Origin of the sequence: Mesobacillus jeotgali (assembly GCF_900166585.1) — a bacterium.
Taxonomy (GTDB): domain Bacteria; phylum Bacillota; class Bacilli; order Bacillales; family Cytobacillaceae; genus Mesobacillus; species Mesobacillus jeotgali_A.
The window spans coordinates 2,381,028-2,396,875 of sequence record NZ_FVZC01000009.1 but is presented as its reverse complement, the minus strand read 5'-3'; the positions used below and the strand labels follow the sequence as shown (position 1 = coordinate 2,396,875).

At 43.5% G+C, this 15,848-nt stretch carries 16 protein-coding genes; 15 read left to right on the top strand and 1 reads right to left on the bottom strand.

Annotation, left to right across the window (positions count from 1 at the left end; translation table 11 throughout):
* The first annotated feature begins 37 nt into the window (after positions 1-37).
* The 6 genes from B5X77_RS22175 (at position 38) to rarD (ending at position 5,972) form a co-directional block, all read left to right on the top strand.
* Positions 38-1,183: a cysteine desulfurase family protein gene (locus tag B5X77_RS22175; protein WP_079510066.1), complete on the top strand. Its 1,146-nt coding sequence runs from the start codon at positions 38-40 to the stop codon at positions 1,181-1,183.
* On the top strand, positions 1,180-2,388 hold the full coding sequence (thiI, locus tag B5X77_RS22170; RefSeq protein WP_079510065.1) for a tRNA uracil 4-sulfurtransferase ThiI: 1,209 nt from the start codon (positions 1,180-1,182) through the stop codon (positions 2,386-2,388). Before B5X77_RS22175 ends, thiI begins: the two co-directional genes overlap by 4 nt.
* A 91-nt stretch (positions 2,389-2,479) precedes the next feature.
* Positions 2,480-2,686, top strand: a complete 207-nt coding sequence (locus B5X77_RS22165; protein WP_079510064.1) for an alpha/beta-type small acid-soluble spore protein — start codon at positions 2,480-2,482, stop codon at positions 2,684-2,686.
* Between the two features lie 197 nt (positions 2,687-2,883).
* Positions 2,884-4,464 carry an acyl-CoA synthetase MbcS gene (gene mbcS / locus B5X77_RS22160; protein ID WP_079510063.1) on the top strand — a complete coding sequence of 527 codons (1,581 nt, stop codon included), beginning with the start codon at positions 2,884-2,886 and terminating at the stop codon, positions 4,462-4,464.
* A gap of 131 nt (positions 4,465-4,595) precedes the next feature.
* Positions 4,596-4,913 carry an iron-sulfur cluster biosynthesis family protein gene (locus tag B5X77_RS22155; protein ID WP_176167401.1) on the top strand — a complete coding sequence of 106 codons (318 nt, stop codon included), beginning with the start codon at positions 4,596-4,598 and terminating at the stop codon, positions 4,911-4,913.
* 123 nt (positions 4,914-5,036) lie between these two features.
* Positions 5,037-5,972, top strand: a complete 936-nt coding sequence (gene rarD, locus B5X77_RS22150; RefSeq protein WP_079510061.1) for an EamA family transporter RarD — start codon at positions 5,037-5,039, stop codon at positions 5,970-5,972.
* 97 nt (positions 5,973-6,069) lie between these two features.
* On the opposite strand, the gene B5X77_RS22145 is transcribed toward rarD, so the two are convergent.
* Entirely contained in the window at positions 6,070-6,870 is an 801-nt protein-coding gene (locus B5X77_RS22145; protein WP_079510060.1) for an NAD kinase, read from the bottom strand.
* A gap of 144 nt (positions 6,871-7,014) precedes the next feature.
* Here B5X77_RS22145 and sppA point away from each other — a divergent pair, with 144 nt between their 5' ends.
* From sppA to B5X77_RS22100, 9 genes are all read left to right on the top strand, one after another.
* Positions 7,015-8,025: a signal peptide peptidase SppA gene (sppA, locus tag B5X77_RS22140; protein WP_079510059.1), complete on the top strand. Its 1,011-nt coding sequence runs from the start codon at positions 7,015-7,017 to the stop codon at positions 8,023-8,025.
* A 336-nt stretch (positions 8,026-8,361) separates the two neighbouring features.
* Positions 8,362-8,829 carry an RDD family protein gene (locus B5X77_RS23900; protein WP_079510351.1) on the top strand — a complete coding sequence of 156 codons (468 nt, stop codon included), beginning with the start codon at positions 8,362-8,364 and terminating at the stop codon, positions 8,827-8,829.
* 71 nt (positions 8,830-8,900) lie between these two features.
* Positions 8,901-9,599, top strand: a complete 699-nt coding sequence (locus B5X77_RS22130) for a DUF2953 domain-containing protein (protein ID WP_257391872.1) — start codon at positions 8,901-8,903, stop codon at positions 9,597-9,599.
* An 18-nt stretch (positions 9,600-9,617) separates the two neighbouring features.
* Positions 9,618-10,115 (top strand): GerW family sporulation protein, encoded by a 498-nt coding sequence (gene ytfJ, locus B5X77_RS22125; protein ID WP_079510058.1) that lies wholly within the window; start codon positions 9,618-9,620, stop codon positions 10,113-10,115.
* Between the two features lie 157 nt (positions 10,116-10,272).
* Positions 10,273-10,773: a thiol peroxidase gene (tpx, locus tag B5X77_RS22120; protein WP_079510057.1), complete on the top strand. Its 501-nt coding sequence runs from the start codon at positions 10,273-10,275 to the stop codon at positions 10,771-10,773.
* 941 nt (positions 10,774-11,714) lie between these two features.
* Positions 11,715-12,710 carry a class I SAM-dependent methyltransferase gene (locus B5X77_RS22115; protein WP_079510056.1) on the top strand — a complete coding sequence of 332 codons (996 nt, stop codon included), beginning with the start codon at positions 11,715-11,717 and terminating at the stop codon, positions 12,708-12,710.
* A 254-nt stretch (positions 12,711-12,964) separates the two neighbouring features.
* Positions 12,965-14,152 carry an acetate kinase gene (locus tag B5X77_RS22110; protein ID WP_079510055.1) on the top strand — a complete coding sequence of 396 codons (1,188 nt, stop codon included), beginning with the start codon at positions 12,965-12,967 and terminating at the stop codon, positions 14,150-14,152.
* A gap of 98 nt (positions 14,153-14,250) precedes the next feature.
* Positions 14,251-15,087 (top strand): EcsC family protein, encoded by an 837-nt coding sequence (locus B5X77_RS22105; protein ID WP_079510054.1) that lies wholly within the window; start codon positions 14,251-14,253, stop codon positions 15,085-15,087.
* Between the two features lie 4 nt (positions 15,088-15,091).
* Positions 15,092-15,604, top strand: a complete 513-nt coding sequence (locus tag B5X77_RS22100; RefSeq protein WP_079510053.1) for a MogA/MoaB family molybdenum cofactor biosynthesis protein — start codon at positions 15,092-15,094, stop codon at positions 15,602-15,604.
* Positions 15,605-15,848 lie beyond the last annotated feature (244 nt).

The window sequence follows — 15,848 nt, the reverse complement described above, 5'->3', positions numbered from 1 at the left end:
AAGGCCTTTAAAAAGGTTTTGGACAAGGGGGTTACCGATGATTTATTTAGACAACAGTGCAACGACTAAGCCTTATAAACCAGTATTGGAATCATTTGTAAAGGTATCTGAAGAGTACTTTGGGAATCCATCCTCTCTTCATAAAATCGGCGGCCAGGCAGAAAAGCTGCTTCAGCAGGCTCGTTCCCAGGTGGCCAGGCTGCTGAAGGTTAAAGAAGCAGAAATACTGTTTACCTCCGGAGGAACAGAAAGCAATAATCTCGCAATAAAGGGAATTGCAATGGCTCACCGTGAAAGAGGCAGGCATATTATTACCACCAGCATAGAACACGCATCCGTTCATAACGCGATGGTACAGCTCGAATCGCTCGGATATGAAATAACATATATCAAACCGGATAAAAACGGCTTTGTCAGTCCAGAATCAATCGAGAAAGAATTGCGTGATGATACGATCCTAGTGTCTGTCATTCATGTTAATAATGAAGTAGGCACCATACAGCCAGTCAAGGAGATTGGGCTGAAGCTGAAAAAGTATCCAAAGGCTTTTTTTCATGTTGATTTCGTCCAGGGAATTGGCAAGGTACCTTTGGACTTTTACGAGGCAGGAGTCCATTTATCAACGATTTCCGGCCATAAATTTCATGGGCTGAAAGGGACAGGAGCTTTGTTTATTAAAGAAGGTGTCAGGCTGTCTCCGTTATTATCCGGCGGCAATCAGGAATGGAAGCAGCGCAGCGGAACTGAAAACGTGGCAGGGATGGTAGCCATGGCAAAGGCGCTAAGGATGACACTTGAACAGAGAGAAGAAAAGCTGAATCAAATGGAGTCGGCAATGGAAAGATTAAGGGATGAACTTAGCCAAATCCAGGAAATCACTATTCACACTCCGAAAGTAAACAGTGCTCCCCACATCCTGAATTTTTCCATAAAGGGACTGAAGGCGGAAACATTTGTTCATGCACTGGAAGAAAAAAATATTTATGTATCGACCACAAGCGCGTGTTCATCAAAGAAAAAGGCAGCCAGCAAGACGCTGCTGGAAATGGGAGTTCCCGCCGCTGAAGCAGAAAGCGCGATCAGGGTAAGCCTGACCTACAGCAACACACTAGAAGAGGCAGAAATAACGGCAAAGGCGATTGCCGAAACTGTAAAACATTTAAGCGAGGTTGTAAAAAAATGATGTATGACCGCATATTGGTTCGATATGGAGAAATATCGACTAAGGGAAGAAACAGAAATAAATTCATTGACCGCCTGAGAAAAAATATCAAAAGAGCATTGAGTGATTATCCAAATGCAGCCATTAAAGCGGAACGTGACAGGATGTTCATCCTTCTAAACGGTGAGGACAGCGCTGAAATAGGAAAAAAGCTGAAGGAGATATTTGGGATCCAGTCCTTCAGTCCTGCAGTTAAAGTTGAGAAAGACCTGGAAAAAATGAAGGATGCTGCACTTGAGCTTTTCAGAAACATCTACAAACCGGGACAGACGTTTAAGATAACAGCCAAACGGTCCGACAAGACTTTTGAGTTGGATACAAATGAAATCAATTCAGAATTCGGCGGACATATACTGAGGAATGTGGAAGGGCTGAAAGTCGATGTCAGGAACCCTGATATTAACCTTCAAATTGAAATCAGGAAGGAAGCTGCCTACCTTTCAGCTGAGATCATCAAGGGGGCAGGAGGGCTTCCAGCGGCCTCCGGAGGTAAAGGAATGCTAATGCTTTCCGGCGGCATTGACAGCCCTGTTGCAGGCTACCTGACGATGAAAAGAGGACTTGAAGTAGAGGGCGTCCACTTTTTTAGCCCTCCTTTTACAAGCGAGCGTGCCAAGCAGAAGGTAATCGACCTTTCTGAAAAGCTTGCTGAAGTAAACGGGCATTTCGTACTTCATATTGTGCCATTCACTGAAATCCAGCAGGCTATACACAAACAAATCCCGGAAAACTATACAATGACAACAACAAGAAGACTCATGCTTCGTATAACGGATGTAATCAGGGAAAAGCAGGGCGCTCTAGCCATCATTACCGGAGAAAGTCTTGGGCAGGTTGCGAGCCAGACGCTTGAGAGTATGTATGCTATCAATGAAGTCACTAATACGCCAATCATCCGGCCATTAATTACAATGGACAAGCTGCAAATCATGGATATCGCACATGACATCGATACCCATGATATATCAATCCGTCCCTTCGAAGATTGCTGCACGGTCTTTGTCCCTTCGTCGCCGAAAACAAAGCCAAAGCTGGATAAAGTCCAAAACTTTGAAAGCTATTTCGACTTTGAGGAAATGATTCAGAGGGCTGTGGAAGGAACAGAGCGCATCATCGTCAAGCCGGCCTCTGAAAGGGCAGATGAAGCGATGGATGATTTATTCTAGATTGTTAAAAATATGTGAACAATTACCAATTAAAGTTTTGAATTAAGCCATGTGTTTTTACACACTCTATACTCACAAGGAGGTGAAACACATGGCAAACAACAACAACTCAAACCAACTTCTAGTTCCTGGAGTACAACAAGCTCTTGACCAAATGAAGTACGAAATCGCTACTGAATTTGGTGTAAACCTTGGTGCAGAAACTACTTCTCGCGCTAACGGTTCTGTAGGAGGAGAGATCACTAAGCGTTTGGTTCAAATGGCTGAACAACAACTTGGTGGCGGATTCTCTCGCTAATTAAAAAAAGAATAATATGGCTACAAGGAGCAGGGCAGATGCCCTGCTCTTTTTGTGTGGGAGTGAATTATTTTAAAATAACTTTGTCATATAATTTTTAATTTTTAAATAATTTTGTATAATAGAAAGTGGGGATAAGAAGCTTGTCTGACCATCCTGTCAGACAGGCCTTAAAATTTTGATTAGGGGGAATAGGTATGAATAGGGAGCAGTTAATTGCACCGCAAAAGTATAATCTTGTATCTGAAATGGAGCGTTTCGCCCAGGATCCAGTGAGAAAAGCGATTCTCTGGGAAAATGAAGAGGGCATCACAAAAGAAATTACATATCAGGAACTACTTAAAAATGCTAATAAAATTGGAAACGTTTTCTTGGAAAATGGATTAGCCAAGGGGGATGTAGTCCTTGTTGTCGTACCGAGGCTTATTGAAGCATACCAGGTTTATATTGCTTCATTAAAAATGGGCCTGGTCGTCATTCCAAGCTCGGAATTGTTAAGAACAAAAGACTTTCAATACAGAATTAACCATGGAGATGTAAAGGCAATCATCAGCTATGCTCCTTTTACAGAGGAATTTACTGATATCGAAGAAGTTAAAAATCTGCCTAAATTCGTCATCGGTGCAGAAAAAGAAGGCTGGATTAATCTTGATAAAGAAATGGAAGCGGCCTCAGAAGACCTCGCGCTGGCCGACACGGATCGTGATGATATGGCTTTCTTAAGCTATACTTCCGGAACAACCGGCAATCCAAAAGGTGTTGTCCATACACATGGATGGGCATATGCACACCTGCGCACAGCGGCCACAAATTGGCTTGGCATACAGGATGGGGACACTGTCTGGGCTACAGCAGGACCAGGCTGGCAAAAGTGGATTTGGAGTCCGTTCTTATCGGTTATGGGAACAGGTGCTACAGGCCTTGTTTATCATGGTAAATTCGAACCGCAAAAATACTTGTCATTATTGCAAAACTATAATGTAAATGTTCTTTGCTGCACTCCGACAGAGTATCGATTGATGGCTAAAGTAGAAAACATCGGTGATTATAGTTTACCTGGCCTTCATAGCGCGGTATCCGCCGGGGAGCCGTTGAACCGTGAAGTCATCGATACATTCAGGAAGCACTTCAATGTCAATGTACGCGACGGATACGGCCAGACTGAGAACACCTTGCTTGTCGGTGTAACGAAGGGCATGGAATTAAGGCCTGGATCGATGGGCAAGCCTACACCTGGAAACCGTGTTGAAATCATTAATGAGAACGGGGAACCATGCGCTCCGGGCGAAGTTGGCGATATTGCCGTCCATATTGAGACACCTGCATTATTCAAGAACTATTACAAAGACCCCGAGCGTACAGCGATGCAGTTCCGCGGTGATTACTATGTAACAGGGGATAAGGCAAGCAAGGATGAAGAGGGCTATTTCTGGTTTGAGGGCCGGGGCGATGATATCATCATCAGTTCGGGTTATACAATTGGACCTTTCGAAGTGGAGGACGCACTAGTGAAACATCCATTCGTTAAAGAATGCGCTGTTGTCGCTTCACCAGATGAAATCCGCGGACATATCGTCAAGGCTTTCGTTGTCCTGCGTGATGGTGTCACCCCTGACCAAGAGAATTTAGTTGCAGACCTGCAGCAGCACGTCAAGGAGTTAACCGCTCCATATAAGTATCCTAGGAAAATTGAGTTCCTTGAAGAACTGCCAAAAACAACTTCAGGCAAAATCCGCCGCATTGAACTGCGAAAGAAAGAATTAGAAGGCGCGAAATAATAAGAGAATACAAAAAAACGCAGGCCGAACGGTCTGCGTTTTTTGTTGCCTGAAAAAATCAACACTCTTAGGAGGAAATGCGTGACCATTCAAAACTTGGGTATATTTTTAATATGAAAGGGTGTGCTAAAGTGAAAATCGAAATTAAAGAAGCTGCAATGAATGAGTTAAGCAAAATTCAATTTGAAAATGGAGAAGGAATAAGAATACTGGCAGAGTTCGTAGGCACATGTTCTATTGCCACAGATATACAGCTGCAAATAGAAGAAAAGCAAGCTGAGGATGAGGTCATATCTGAAAACGGAATTAACTTCTTCGTTCCAAAAATATCATTGGAGTCTCTTCCAGGTAAAATTTTGTTGGATTTCAAACAAGGACTCGGCTATAAAATTTCGTCTCCGGAAGAAACTTTTGGCTATAACTTTAAATTAAAGCCGCGTAACCCATAATCAACTGATAAGGGTGACTGCGTTTATTGTCTGTTATTGGTTGAAAAAAATGGTTGTCAGTCTGTATCTTCCCCCTTATAATTGATATTATTTCGAGTCTAGAAAGATTAGGGGGCAGTTCGGATGAATAACAGAACCGAACAACAGGCTGGCGTCTTATACGCAGCTTTTTCTTATATAATATGGGGAATTCTTCCGGTTTATTGGAAGCTGCTGCAGCATGTAAGTGCAGATGAAATCCTTGCAAACCGGGTATTTTGGTCGTTTTTCTTCGTTGCGTTCATACTTATTGTTAACAAAAAGTGGGGCCTTTTTACAAAGACTTTCCGCGGGCTGGCACAGAACAAAAAACAGCTGGCGGCCCTGTTCATAGCTTCGATGCTGATCAGCATTAACTGGTTCATCTATATATGGGCAGTCAATACTGATCAAATGATCGAAGCAAGTCTGGGTTATTATATCAATCCACTCGTCAGTGTCCTATTAGGAATGATTTTCCTGAAGGAAAGACTCACACTGCTTCAGTACATGTCATTTCTTCTTGCCGCAATCGGTGTGCTGATCATGGCCACTTCTTATGGACAATTTCCATGGATTGCTTTATCACTGGCCGTTTCATTTGGTCTTTACGGGCTCGCGAAGAAATTGATCAAGGTAGACTCGGCTGTCGGCCTTGCGCTTGAAACATTAGTCGTTATGCCGCTCGCAGCCATCTATATTGGCTATCTCATCTTCCAGGGTACCAATTCTCTGTTCTCTGGTTCGTGGACTACTACGCTGCTGCTGGCGGGTGCGGGAGCAGCGACAGCAGTGCCTTTGCTGTTTTTCGCAAAGGGAGCGCAGAGAATTCCACTCGCTACGCTTGGAATCCTGCAATATATCGCACCGACACTGACTTTGATGCTTGGAGTTTTCGTCTATCACGAAACGTTTTCAACTGTCCACCTGCTTGCCTTTACTTTCATCTGGTCTGCCTTGATCCTGTATTCATTATCAAGGACAAAGCTGGCTTCAGCATTGACCATCAAGTTGAAAAAAGAAAAAAGTATGCATATGTAAACAGAGAAAGAGCTGCGGAATTTCCGCAGCTCCTTTTATTTTTATTGATTTTGTATTCTTTATTGAAAAAGTAGTAATAGAATTTACAAGATCAAACTTATAAAAACGTCCTCTTGACTTTTTCCCAGAAAGAATTGTCCTTGAGTTTGACAGTTTTGATGATTTTATTGCTCAATTTAACGTCGAATTTTTCCACATGCTGGATGCTCAGTGCTTCGTTATCCATTCCCATGATCGGATAATCGTTGCCGTCCTGGGCAACCTTGAAGGTAAGCTTACGGTCACCGCTCAGGATGAAGGATGATCCAAGAGTTCGATAATGGTTGTTATTGACCGAAGCCAGCTCACTTACCTGCATACATGGCAGAAGCGGGTCGACGACAGCTCCATTCACTGACTTGTTATAAGCAGTGCTTCCTGTTGGGGTTGCAACAATCATGCCATCCCCTCGGAACGTTTCAAAATGTTTGTCATCAATGAATACGTCCATCACGAAAGCCTTAATGATGGCGGAGCGTACGCTGAACTCATTCAGGCATTCAAATGTGGTTTCTCCGTCAATTGTCACTTCAATGGTCGGATAGCGCCTAACTTCGATTTGCGAATTTGTAATGGCTTCGATCATTTTATCCGTATCTTCAAGATGGAAATCACAATACATATTGAGGGATCCAGTGATTGAAATGCCGGCATACAGGCAATCATCGCGGAACCCAGTTTTTCTGACAGCCTGCAGGAAGGTACTATCGTCTCCAATGCTCACAATGATATTGGCTATTTTGTAGTCAGTGACGATATTGAATTCGTATCTGCGGGCAAGTTCATAAAGAGGCTCGACTTTTTCCAGCATGGTTGTGTCTGGTTTATGGTGAAAATAAATATTCCGGCGGTCTGGCATGGCTGATTCCTCCAAAATTTATATATTTTTTCCATACTTTTACCCACTTTTGAAAACTTTTGTTAATATATAACGTATTGACATTAGTGTATCATTTTTTAACAAGGCTTTGAAAGTACAAGCAATTTACAAGGGGGATTTAATATGAATGGCAAAAGGTGGGCGGCTTTAGGGATAGCCGTCGGTTTATTCATTGCTTCAACTGTAATTAATCTTCTTTCAACATTCGCATTCAGTGACGCAGAAAATGCGTTCGATGATATGTTTGCAGTGTCAGAAGAAATGTTTGCGGAAGAAATAATAGAAGAAGGTGACATGCTTAGCAAAATTGCGGTATTGTCCATCAATGGGGTAATCCAGGATACAGGGGATGCGCAATCATTCTTTGAAAGCCCGCTATACAATCATCAGGCTTTCATGGATCAGCTCGATTATGTAAAAGAATCAGATGATGTCAAAGCGATCATCCTTCAGGTGAACTCTCCGGGCGGAGGCGTTGTGGAAAGTGCAGAAATCCATGACAAAATCAAGGAAATCCAGAAAGATACGAAGAAGCCGATTTATGTTTCTATGGGATCGATGGCCGCATCTGGCGGGTATTATGTCTCTGCGCCTGCCGATAAAATCTTTGCAAGTCCGGAAACGCTGACTGGCTCCCTGGGCGTCATCATGCAAGGGATGAATTATGCCGGACTTGCCGAAAAGTACGGTGTAGAATTCACGACCATCAAGAGTGGGCCATATAAGGATATCATGAGCCCGACTAGACCAATGACAGAGGAAGAACGTAAGATCCTCCAGTCCATGATCGACAACTCTTATGAAGGGTTTGTCAAAGTCATTTCTGAAGGACGAGGCATGTCCGTCGAGCAGGTCAAGAAAATCGCGGATGGCCGCATTTATGATGGACGTCAAGCCAAGCAGCTGAATTTGATTGATGGATTCGGCTATCTAGAAGATGTTATTGAAAAGGTAAGGAAGGATGAAAAACTCGGTGATGCTACTGTGGTAAAGTACACTGAAAGCATGGGCTTTGGCTCATTTTTCAGCATGGGAGCGCAGAAACTCATGGGGAAAGACGCAGAAATGGCAGGCTTGATGAAGCTATTGTCCCAGCCTAATTCTCCGCGTCTAATGTATTTATACGCAGAATAAGGGGGACAAAAAATGAAATCCAAAGAATTTGATAATGACCAAACTAATGGTTCGCCTGAACCTGATCAAGGGGAACTTAAAAACACCCCTCCTGACGCTGATCGTTCAAACGAAAGTGAAATATACAATATTTCAAGGGAAGTTGATCGTTCAAATCAAAATGAACTGCACATATCAAGGGATGTTGAAAATTCAAAGGAAAATGAAATCCACAGCATCTCAACTGATGTTGATCGTTCAAATTCGAGCCATCCGGAACTGGACAGCATTTCAACCGCTGATGGACGTTCATACTATACAGATGCGGAAAAAGTGACGCCTCAATCAGATTATTCCATGACAGAGAGTCATCGAAATGGTACCGCACCTGAAGAAAATCAATTGTTTGCTGGTCAATATGCGGGTTTCTGGACGAGATTCTGGGCCTATTTGCTTGATTTGATTGTAATCGGGAGCATTAACAGGATGATCATCAACCCCATATTCCGTGCGTTGGATATACCTCTGGCGGAGGATGGAATCTTTTCGCCGATGGCCATTGCCACGGCAGTCGTCTTCTATTTATATTTTGTGCTAATGACAAAATTCCTTGGCCAAACGCTTGGAAAAATGGTGTTTGGACTAAAAGTAGTGGAGCTCGACGGAAAAACGCTTACATGGGGGACTGTCCTTTTCCGCGAGTGGATCGGACGTTTCATATCAGCCACTATTTTTGTCTTGTATGTTGTTGTTGCTTTTACCAAAAGAAAACAGGGATTGCATGACCTGTTCGCCGATACAACCGTCATATATGAACCACGCTAAAATGAACCTGCCGCGGCAGGTTTATTTTTTTGCCTTTTTGTTGATAATAATAGGCTGAAAGGTTGTGGAGAATGATGAAATGGGTGCTGCTTGTCATACTGCTTCTAACAGTGCTGGCGATTATAATCCTTTTTACTAGAGTTAAGATATTTCTTGATTATTTCCACGGCAATGATAATGACCACTTTAAATTAACTATTAAAGCATGGGGCGGTTTAATTAAGTACAAGATTGAAGTGCCTGTAGTAAAAATTGATGATAATTCTCCGACAATCATTGCAGAAGAAAAAATCCAGGCAGGACCTGATCAAAATAAGAATCAGCAAAAAACCTCACAGGTCGGAAAAAATGACGTGCTTAACAGCATCCATGATGTCAGGCAGATCCTTAGCCACATCGCTGGCTTCCATAAGATTGTCCGGGGTTTTTTGAAAAAAGTAACGTTGAGAAATATAGAATGGCATACGATGGTTGGTGTTGGCGATGCGGCAGCTACTGGTGTGATTACCGGTGCATTTTGGGCAGCTAAAGGCGGTGTCATCGGTATTCTGAGTCATTATATGAAACTGAAAGAGATGCCTGTAATGTCGATTACGCCAAACTTCCAGCAAACCATTTCAATTACTAGTTTTAAATGTATGATTCAAGTCAGAGTCGGGCATGCTATTTTAGCAGGAATAAAGCTGGTTAAATATTGGAAAGGCGGCTGGCCAGAATTCAAATCAAAGCAATTGTCCGCACTTTCTGGTGACAATACTAATTCTGTATAAAATAAGGAGGAAACAGGAATGTCCGACCATCCAATTCAAGGACTAATGACAACTGCCATGGAAAGCTTGAAAGAAATGATTGATGTCAACACAATCATTGGGGACCCTGTTGAAACACCGGATGGAAGCGTAATCCTGACAGTTTCAAAGGTGGGTTTCGGATTTGCAGCAGGCGGAAGTGAATTCGTTTTGGAAAGTTCAAAGGGAGGATCAGGCGGGTCTGGTGGCTCAGGAGGACAGTCAGGTGGTCCGCAGCACCCATTTGGCGGTGGTAGCGGCGGCGGTGTATCCATCACTCCAATCGCTTTCCTGATTGTAAGTTCAAGAGGAGTCAAGATGCTCCATCTCGACGAGAGCACCCATCTTTACGAGAAAATTCTTGACCTGGCACCACAAGCAGTGGAAAAGATCCAGCAGATGATGTCAAAGAAAGATCAGGGAAGTCAGGAAGGCAGCCAAAACAAGAACCAGAGCCAAAATGACTATAACGGGCCGAAAAACGATCTTGATTTTTAGGACGATGCTGCCTTTTCATGGTGAAGAGGCAGCTTCCTTATGTCAGGGGATATGCCAGACAAGAGATTTCAACCTTTTAATTTTAAATAATTGCAAAAAAATTCTTTAAAAGATATATTAACACTGTACATAAAATGGACAAGGAGGATGAGCAGGTATGGCATCTGTTACATTTAAGGGGAACCCAGTTACATTACCAGGAAATGAAGTAAAGGTAGGGGACCAGGCACCTGATTTCAAAGTGCTTGCAAACGATCTTTCTGAAGTTACTTTGCAGGATTCAAAAGGACAGGTTCGACTCATCAGTGTAGTACCTTCACTAGACACAGGTGTTTGTGATGCGCAGACACGCCGTTTCAATGAAGAAGCATCAAACCTTGATAACGTTAAAATCCTGACTATCAGCGTTGACCTTCCATTCGCGCAAAAGCGCTGGTGCGGAGCAGCTGGAATCGAAAACGTCCAGACTCTATCAGACCACCGCGACCTTTCATTCGGTGAAGCTTATGGAGTGGCAATTAAGGAACTTCGCCTCCTGGCCCGCGCAGTTTTCGTTGTCGACTCAAACGACAAAGTAACTTACGTGGAATATGTTAGCGAAGCTACAGACCACCCGAACTACGAAGCAGCAGTAGAAGCTGCAAAACAAGCTAAGTAAAAAAAGACAACATGGAACAAGCCGCAGAGTAAAAACTGCGGCTTGTTTTGCTATTTTAAGCATGGAGGGAGAAGGCTGGGGATCATTGATAGAAGGTCTCTAACGGACAAACGTAAGCCAGGGATGGAGAAAAGTGTCCGATAGAAGGTCTCTAACGGACAAACCGAAGCCGAGGGATGGAGAAAAGTGTCCGATAGAAGGTCTCTAACGGACAAACCGAAGCCAAGGGATGAAGAAAAGTGTCCGATAGAAGGTCTCTAACGGACAAACGTAAGCCAGGGATGGAGAAAAGTGTCCGATAGAAGGTCTCTAACGGACAAACGTAAGCCAGGGAGGAGAAAAGTGTCCGATAGAAAGTCTTTAACGGACAAACCGAAGCCGAGGGATGGAGAAAAGTGTCCGATAGAAGGTCTCTAACGGACAAACGTAAGCCAGGGATGGAGAAAAGTGTCCGATAGAAGGTCTCTAACGGACAAACGTAAGCCAGGGATGGAGAAAAGTGTCCGATAGAAGGTCTTTAACGGACAAACGGAAGCCAGGGATGGAGAAAAGTGTCCGATAGAAGGTCTCTAACGGACAAACGGAAGCCAGGGATGGAGAAAAGTGTCCGATAGAAGGTCTTTAACGGACAAACGTAAGCCAGGGAGGATGAAAAGTGTCCGATAGAAGGTCTCTAACGGACAAACGTAAGCCAGGGATGGAGAAAAGTGTCCGATAGAAGGTCTCTAACGGACAAACGTAAGCCAGGGATGGAGAAAAGTGTTCGATAAAAAAGCTCTACCTAACAAAACGAGAAGCTTGCACGATTGAACAAGCGCCAGACAGAAACTAACTTTTCATGGTCACGCTTCAGGGCTTGCTGGTTCCAGCCATATACCTTGTACACAACACAAAACACGGCTAAAATAGATAAATATCTATTCAAATCAGGAGGAAGTAAATTGAGTATGACTCCGGTCGAACAATTATTTACCGCATTTAACACTACGGCAGACATTTTAAAAGAAGAACTTTCTTGTACATATTTGGAAGCGCTGGCTGAAACTGGGGAAAATATTTTCCAGGGCACGGTGCTCCAGGATGAATTAAATCAATTGGCGAACAAGAGACTTGAAAAAGTATACAAGGACATCAACCTGGATTCTTTCAGCAAAGAGGAAATCCGTAAAGGCTTCCAACTGGCAATTCTGAAAGGCATGAAGGAGCATGTTCAGCCAAATCATCAAATGACACCAGATTCTGTAGGCATGTTCATTGGGTATCTTGTCAACAAATTTGTGGATAAGAATTCATTCAGGCTGCTTGATCCGGCAGTTGGAACTGGGAACCTCCTCGCAACGGTTCTGAACCAGCAGAATAATAAAGAAATTGAGTCGGTCGGGGTGGAGATTGATGATCTCCTTATCCGCCTTGCATTCGTAAATGCAAATCTTCAGAAGCATCCGGTTGAATTTTTCAATCAGGACAGTCTTGAACCATTGTTTGTCGATCCTGCGGATGCAGTTGTGTGTGACCTTCCCGTAGGTTATTATCCTAATGATCTCAGGGCTGGGGATTATGAAGTGAAAGCGAAAGAAGGCCATACTTATTCTCATCATATGTTCATTGAGCAAAGTACCAAACACGTGAAGGAAGGCGGCTATTTGTTCTTCATGATTCCAAATGGACTTTTCGAAAGCGAACAAGCCCCAATGCTTCATGAATTCATCAAGAATCATTTGATTGTCCAGGGGGTTTTGCAGCTTCCGGCTTCTTTATTCAAAAACAAGCAAGCTGCTAAGAGCATACTCATCCTCCAGAAAAACGGGGAGGAAGTGACGGCTCCGAAACAAGCACTTCTGGCCGAACTGCCGAAATTATCAGATGGGCCGGCAGTGAATCGCATATTGGGCAAAATCGACCAATGGTATAAAGAGAATAAAAGTTCAGTAAAATAAATTAAAGGACCGGACAATGCCGGTTCTTTTGTTGTTAAAAAGGGTAAATACACCGTGATAATATTTTTTTCTAATCCTTTGAAGTATCTGAATAAAAACTCATTTCGTGATTAAGAAAGCTTTGCTTGAAATGTGAAAAAGACAGTGTTTAAATGGGGTATTGAGAGATATAATCACGGCCTGTGGCACACAATAAAGGTGTACTATTTCACTGGATTATAAATCAGGTTGTTATATAAAAGGAGCGGTACAAAATGGCTAAAATCATTGCAATCAATGCCGGCAGTTCTTCACTTAAGTTCCAATTGTTCGAAATGCCGAGCGAAGAAGTCATCACAAAAGGAATCGTTGAGAGAATCGGTCTTAAGGATTCAATCTTCACAATCAGTGTAAATGGAGAGAAAAACAAAGAGGTTACTGACATCCCGGATCATGAGGTTGCGGTAAAAATCCTGCTTGATAAGCTGACATCACTGGGTATCATTCAATCACTAGATGAAATCGAAGGAATTGGCCACCGTGTTGTTCACGGCGGTGAAGAATTCAATGATTCAGTTTTAATCACCGATGAGGTTTTACAAAAAATAGACGAGCTTTCTGAGCTGGCACCGCTGCATAACCCAGCCAACTTGACTGGTATCCGTGCATTCCAGCAGGTGCTGCCGAATGTTCCAGCGATTGCTGTTTTTGATACAGCATTCCACCAGACCATGCCTGAAAACTCATTCCTATACAGTCTCCCATACGATTACTATAAAAAGTACGGAATCCGTAAATATGGCTTCCATGGAACTTCACACAAGTACGTTTCCCAGCGTGCTGCGGAAATGCTTGGGCGCCCTGTGGAGCACCTTCGCCTTATTTCCTGCCACCTTGGAAATGGAGCGAGTATCGCGGCAATCGAAGGCGGAAAATCCATCGATACATCAATGGGATTTACTCCGCTTGCAGGCGTGACAATGGGGACTCGTTCAGGGAATATTGACCCTGCCTTGATTCCTTACATCATGGAAAAAACGGATAAGACGGCAGATGAAGTTTTAGAGGTTCTTAATAAAGAGAGTGGTATGCTTGGCGTATCCGGATTCTCAAGCGACCTGCGCGATATCGAAGAGGAAGCTGAAAAAGGAAATGGGCGTGCCGAGCTTGCACTTAAGGTGTTCGGTGACAGAATCCATAAATACATTGGATCATACGCAGCCCGTATGTGCGGTGTTGACGCCATTATCTTCACGGCTGGTATTGGTGAAAATAGTTCTGCAATCCGTGCTCGCGTATTGCAGGGACTAGAATTCATGGGAATCTACTGGGATCCAGCATTGAACAAAGTGCGCGGGGAAGAAGCATTCATCAGCTATCCTCATTCACCAGTAAAAGTAATGGTCATCCCAACCGATGAAGAAGTTATGATCGCACGTGATGTTGTGCGTTTGGCGAGATAGTATAATTTCAGGCAGGAGCCAGAGTGCTCCTGCCTTTTTATGTTGAGTCAAAATTTGTGCTATACTGGAAGAAAATTCACACTAGTGGAGGGTTTTCGATGCCTTTGACTCAACGGGAACAAAAGGTGCTGGATGAATTAAATTCCTGGGAAAACAGTCTGTACGATTATGAGCCGAATGATTTTGAACTTGCTTATGACCGGTATCTTGAACGCTCTTTTTCGCTATTGCCACTTGAGGTACAGGAGCGATTTTTCAATTTATTCGACAGCTGGCTTTTCCATCTTCATTCATTGATACAGGGTTCGCAATTACAGATGGATGCAAAGGACCGGATTCTTTCGGCAGGACGTGTTTTTAAACCGGAACTGGAAACAATCCAGGATTTAAGGGATCTTCCTATTGAACAGCTTGAGTTTATTGCCAAGCAGCACATCGCCCGTCATAGGCTTTATTCCTTTGTTCAAGGCGGAATGTCCGGCAGCGGCGGAAAACTCGTGCTCGGAGCAGACATGCCGGCAATGGCAGTCATCAACCTGCGTATTGTCCAGCTCGTTGCAATGACGTATGGTTTCGAGGTGAACACACCCTTTGAGATGTCGGTCGCTCTAAAGGTATTCCATACCGCAACAATGCCTTCAAGAATGCAAAGTGCCGGTTGGGAAGAACTGAAGAATGATCTGGAACAGGCAGAAGACTTCTATTTTTATGAAGGCAATGACGACCTTACAGATGTTACATGGCTGGAACAGCCGATCAAGCAACTCTTTAAAGGAATGGCTATTTTGATGTTCCGCAAAAAACATATCCAGGGCAAGCCAATCATTTCGATGGCAATTGGCGCCGGGGCAAACTATCAATTAACTAGAAGAGTCACCGATTTTGCCCACAAATTCTATCAAATGAGATATTTCAAAGAAAAAGGGGCATTGTAGCAAAATGAGCACACAAGAACACAAGCAGGCTGCACCAAGCCAGGTGCGCTGCAAAGTCATAACCGTAAGCGATACAAGGACAACCGACACTGATAAAAGCGGTAAACTGATGATCGAGATGCTTGAATCAGCTGGCCATAAGATCGTTGATTACGTCATTGTCAAAGACGAAGCAGAACCAATCAAGTCTGAAGTCCTAAAAGGCTCTGCAAACCCGGATATTGACGTGATTCTGACAAACGGCGGTACAGGAATTGCGAAACGCGATGTCACAATCGAGACAGTCCAGAGCATCTTTGAAAAAGAAATTCCTGGATTCGGCGAGATTTTTCGAATGTTGAGCTATCAAGAGGATATTGGCTCAGCTGCGTTACTATCAAGAGCCGCCGCCGGAGTCGTGAACGACCGTGGCGTCTTCTCGACACCTGGATCGACAGGAGCAGTACGCCTGGCCATGGAAAAACTCATCCTGCCCGAAATTGGACATGTGGTGAGAGAACTGACAAAGGATTTATAATAAGCACCCGGGATGAAATCTTTAGGATTTCATCCTTTTTTATGGCTGAAAAGGAATTCGGAAAAATTTATAGAAGAACTTATGGATGAATTTGGACAAGTTAGAAAGAACATTGCGAAAGGTGTCAGCAACAGGGTCAAGTTTGGACCCGAAGTTTGGACAGCTTTAGTGGGAGAACCGGGAAAGCTGTCAGAAGTAAGATGAACTTTGGACAGGTTTAGAGTGAGAACAAGAAAAGCTGTCA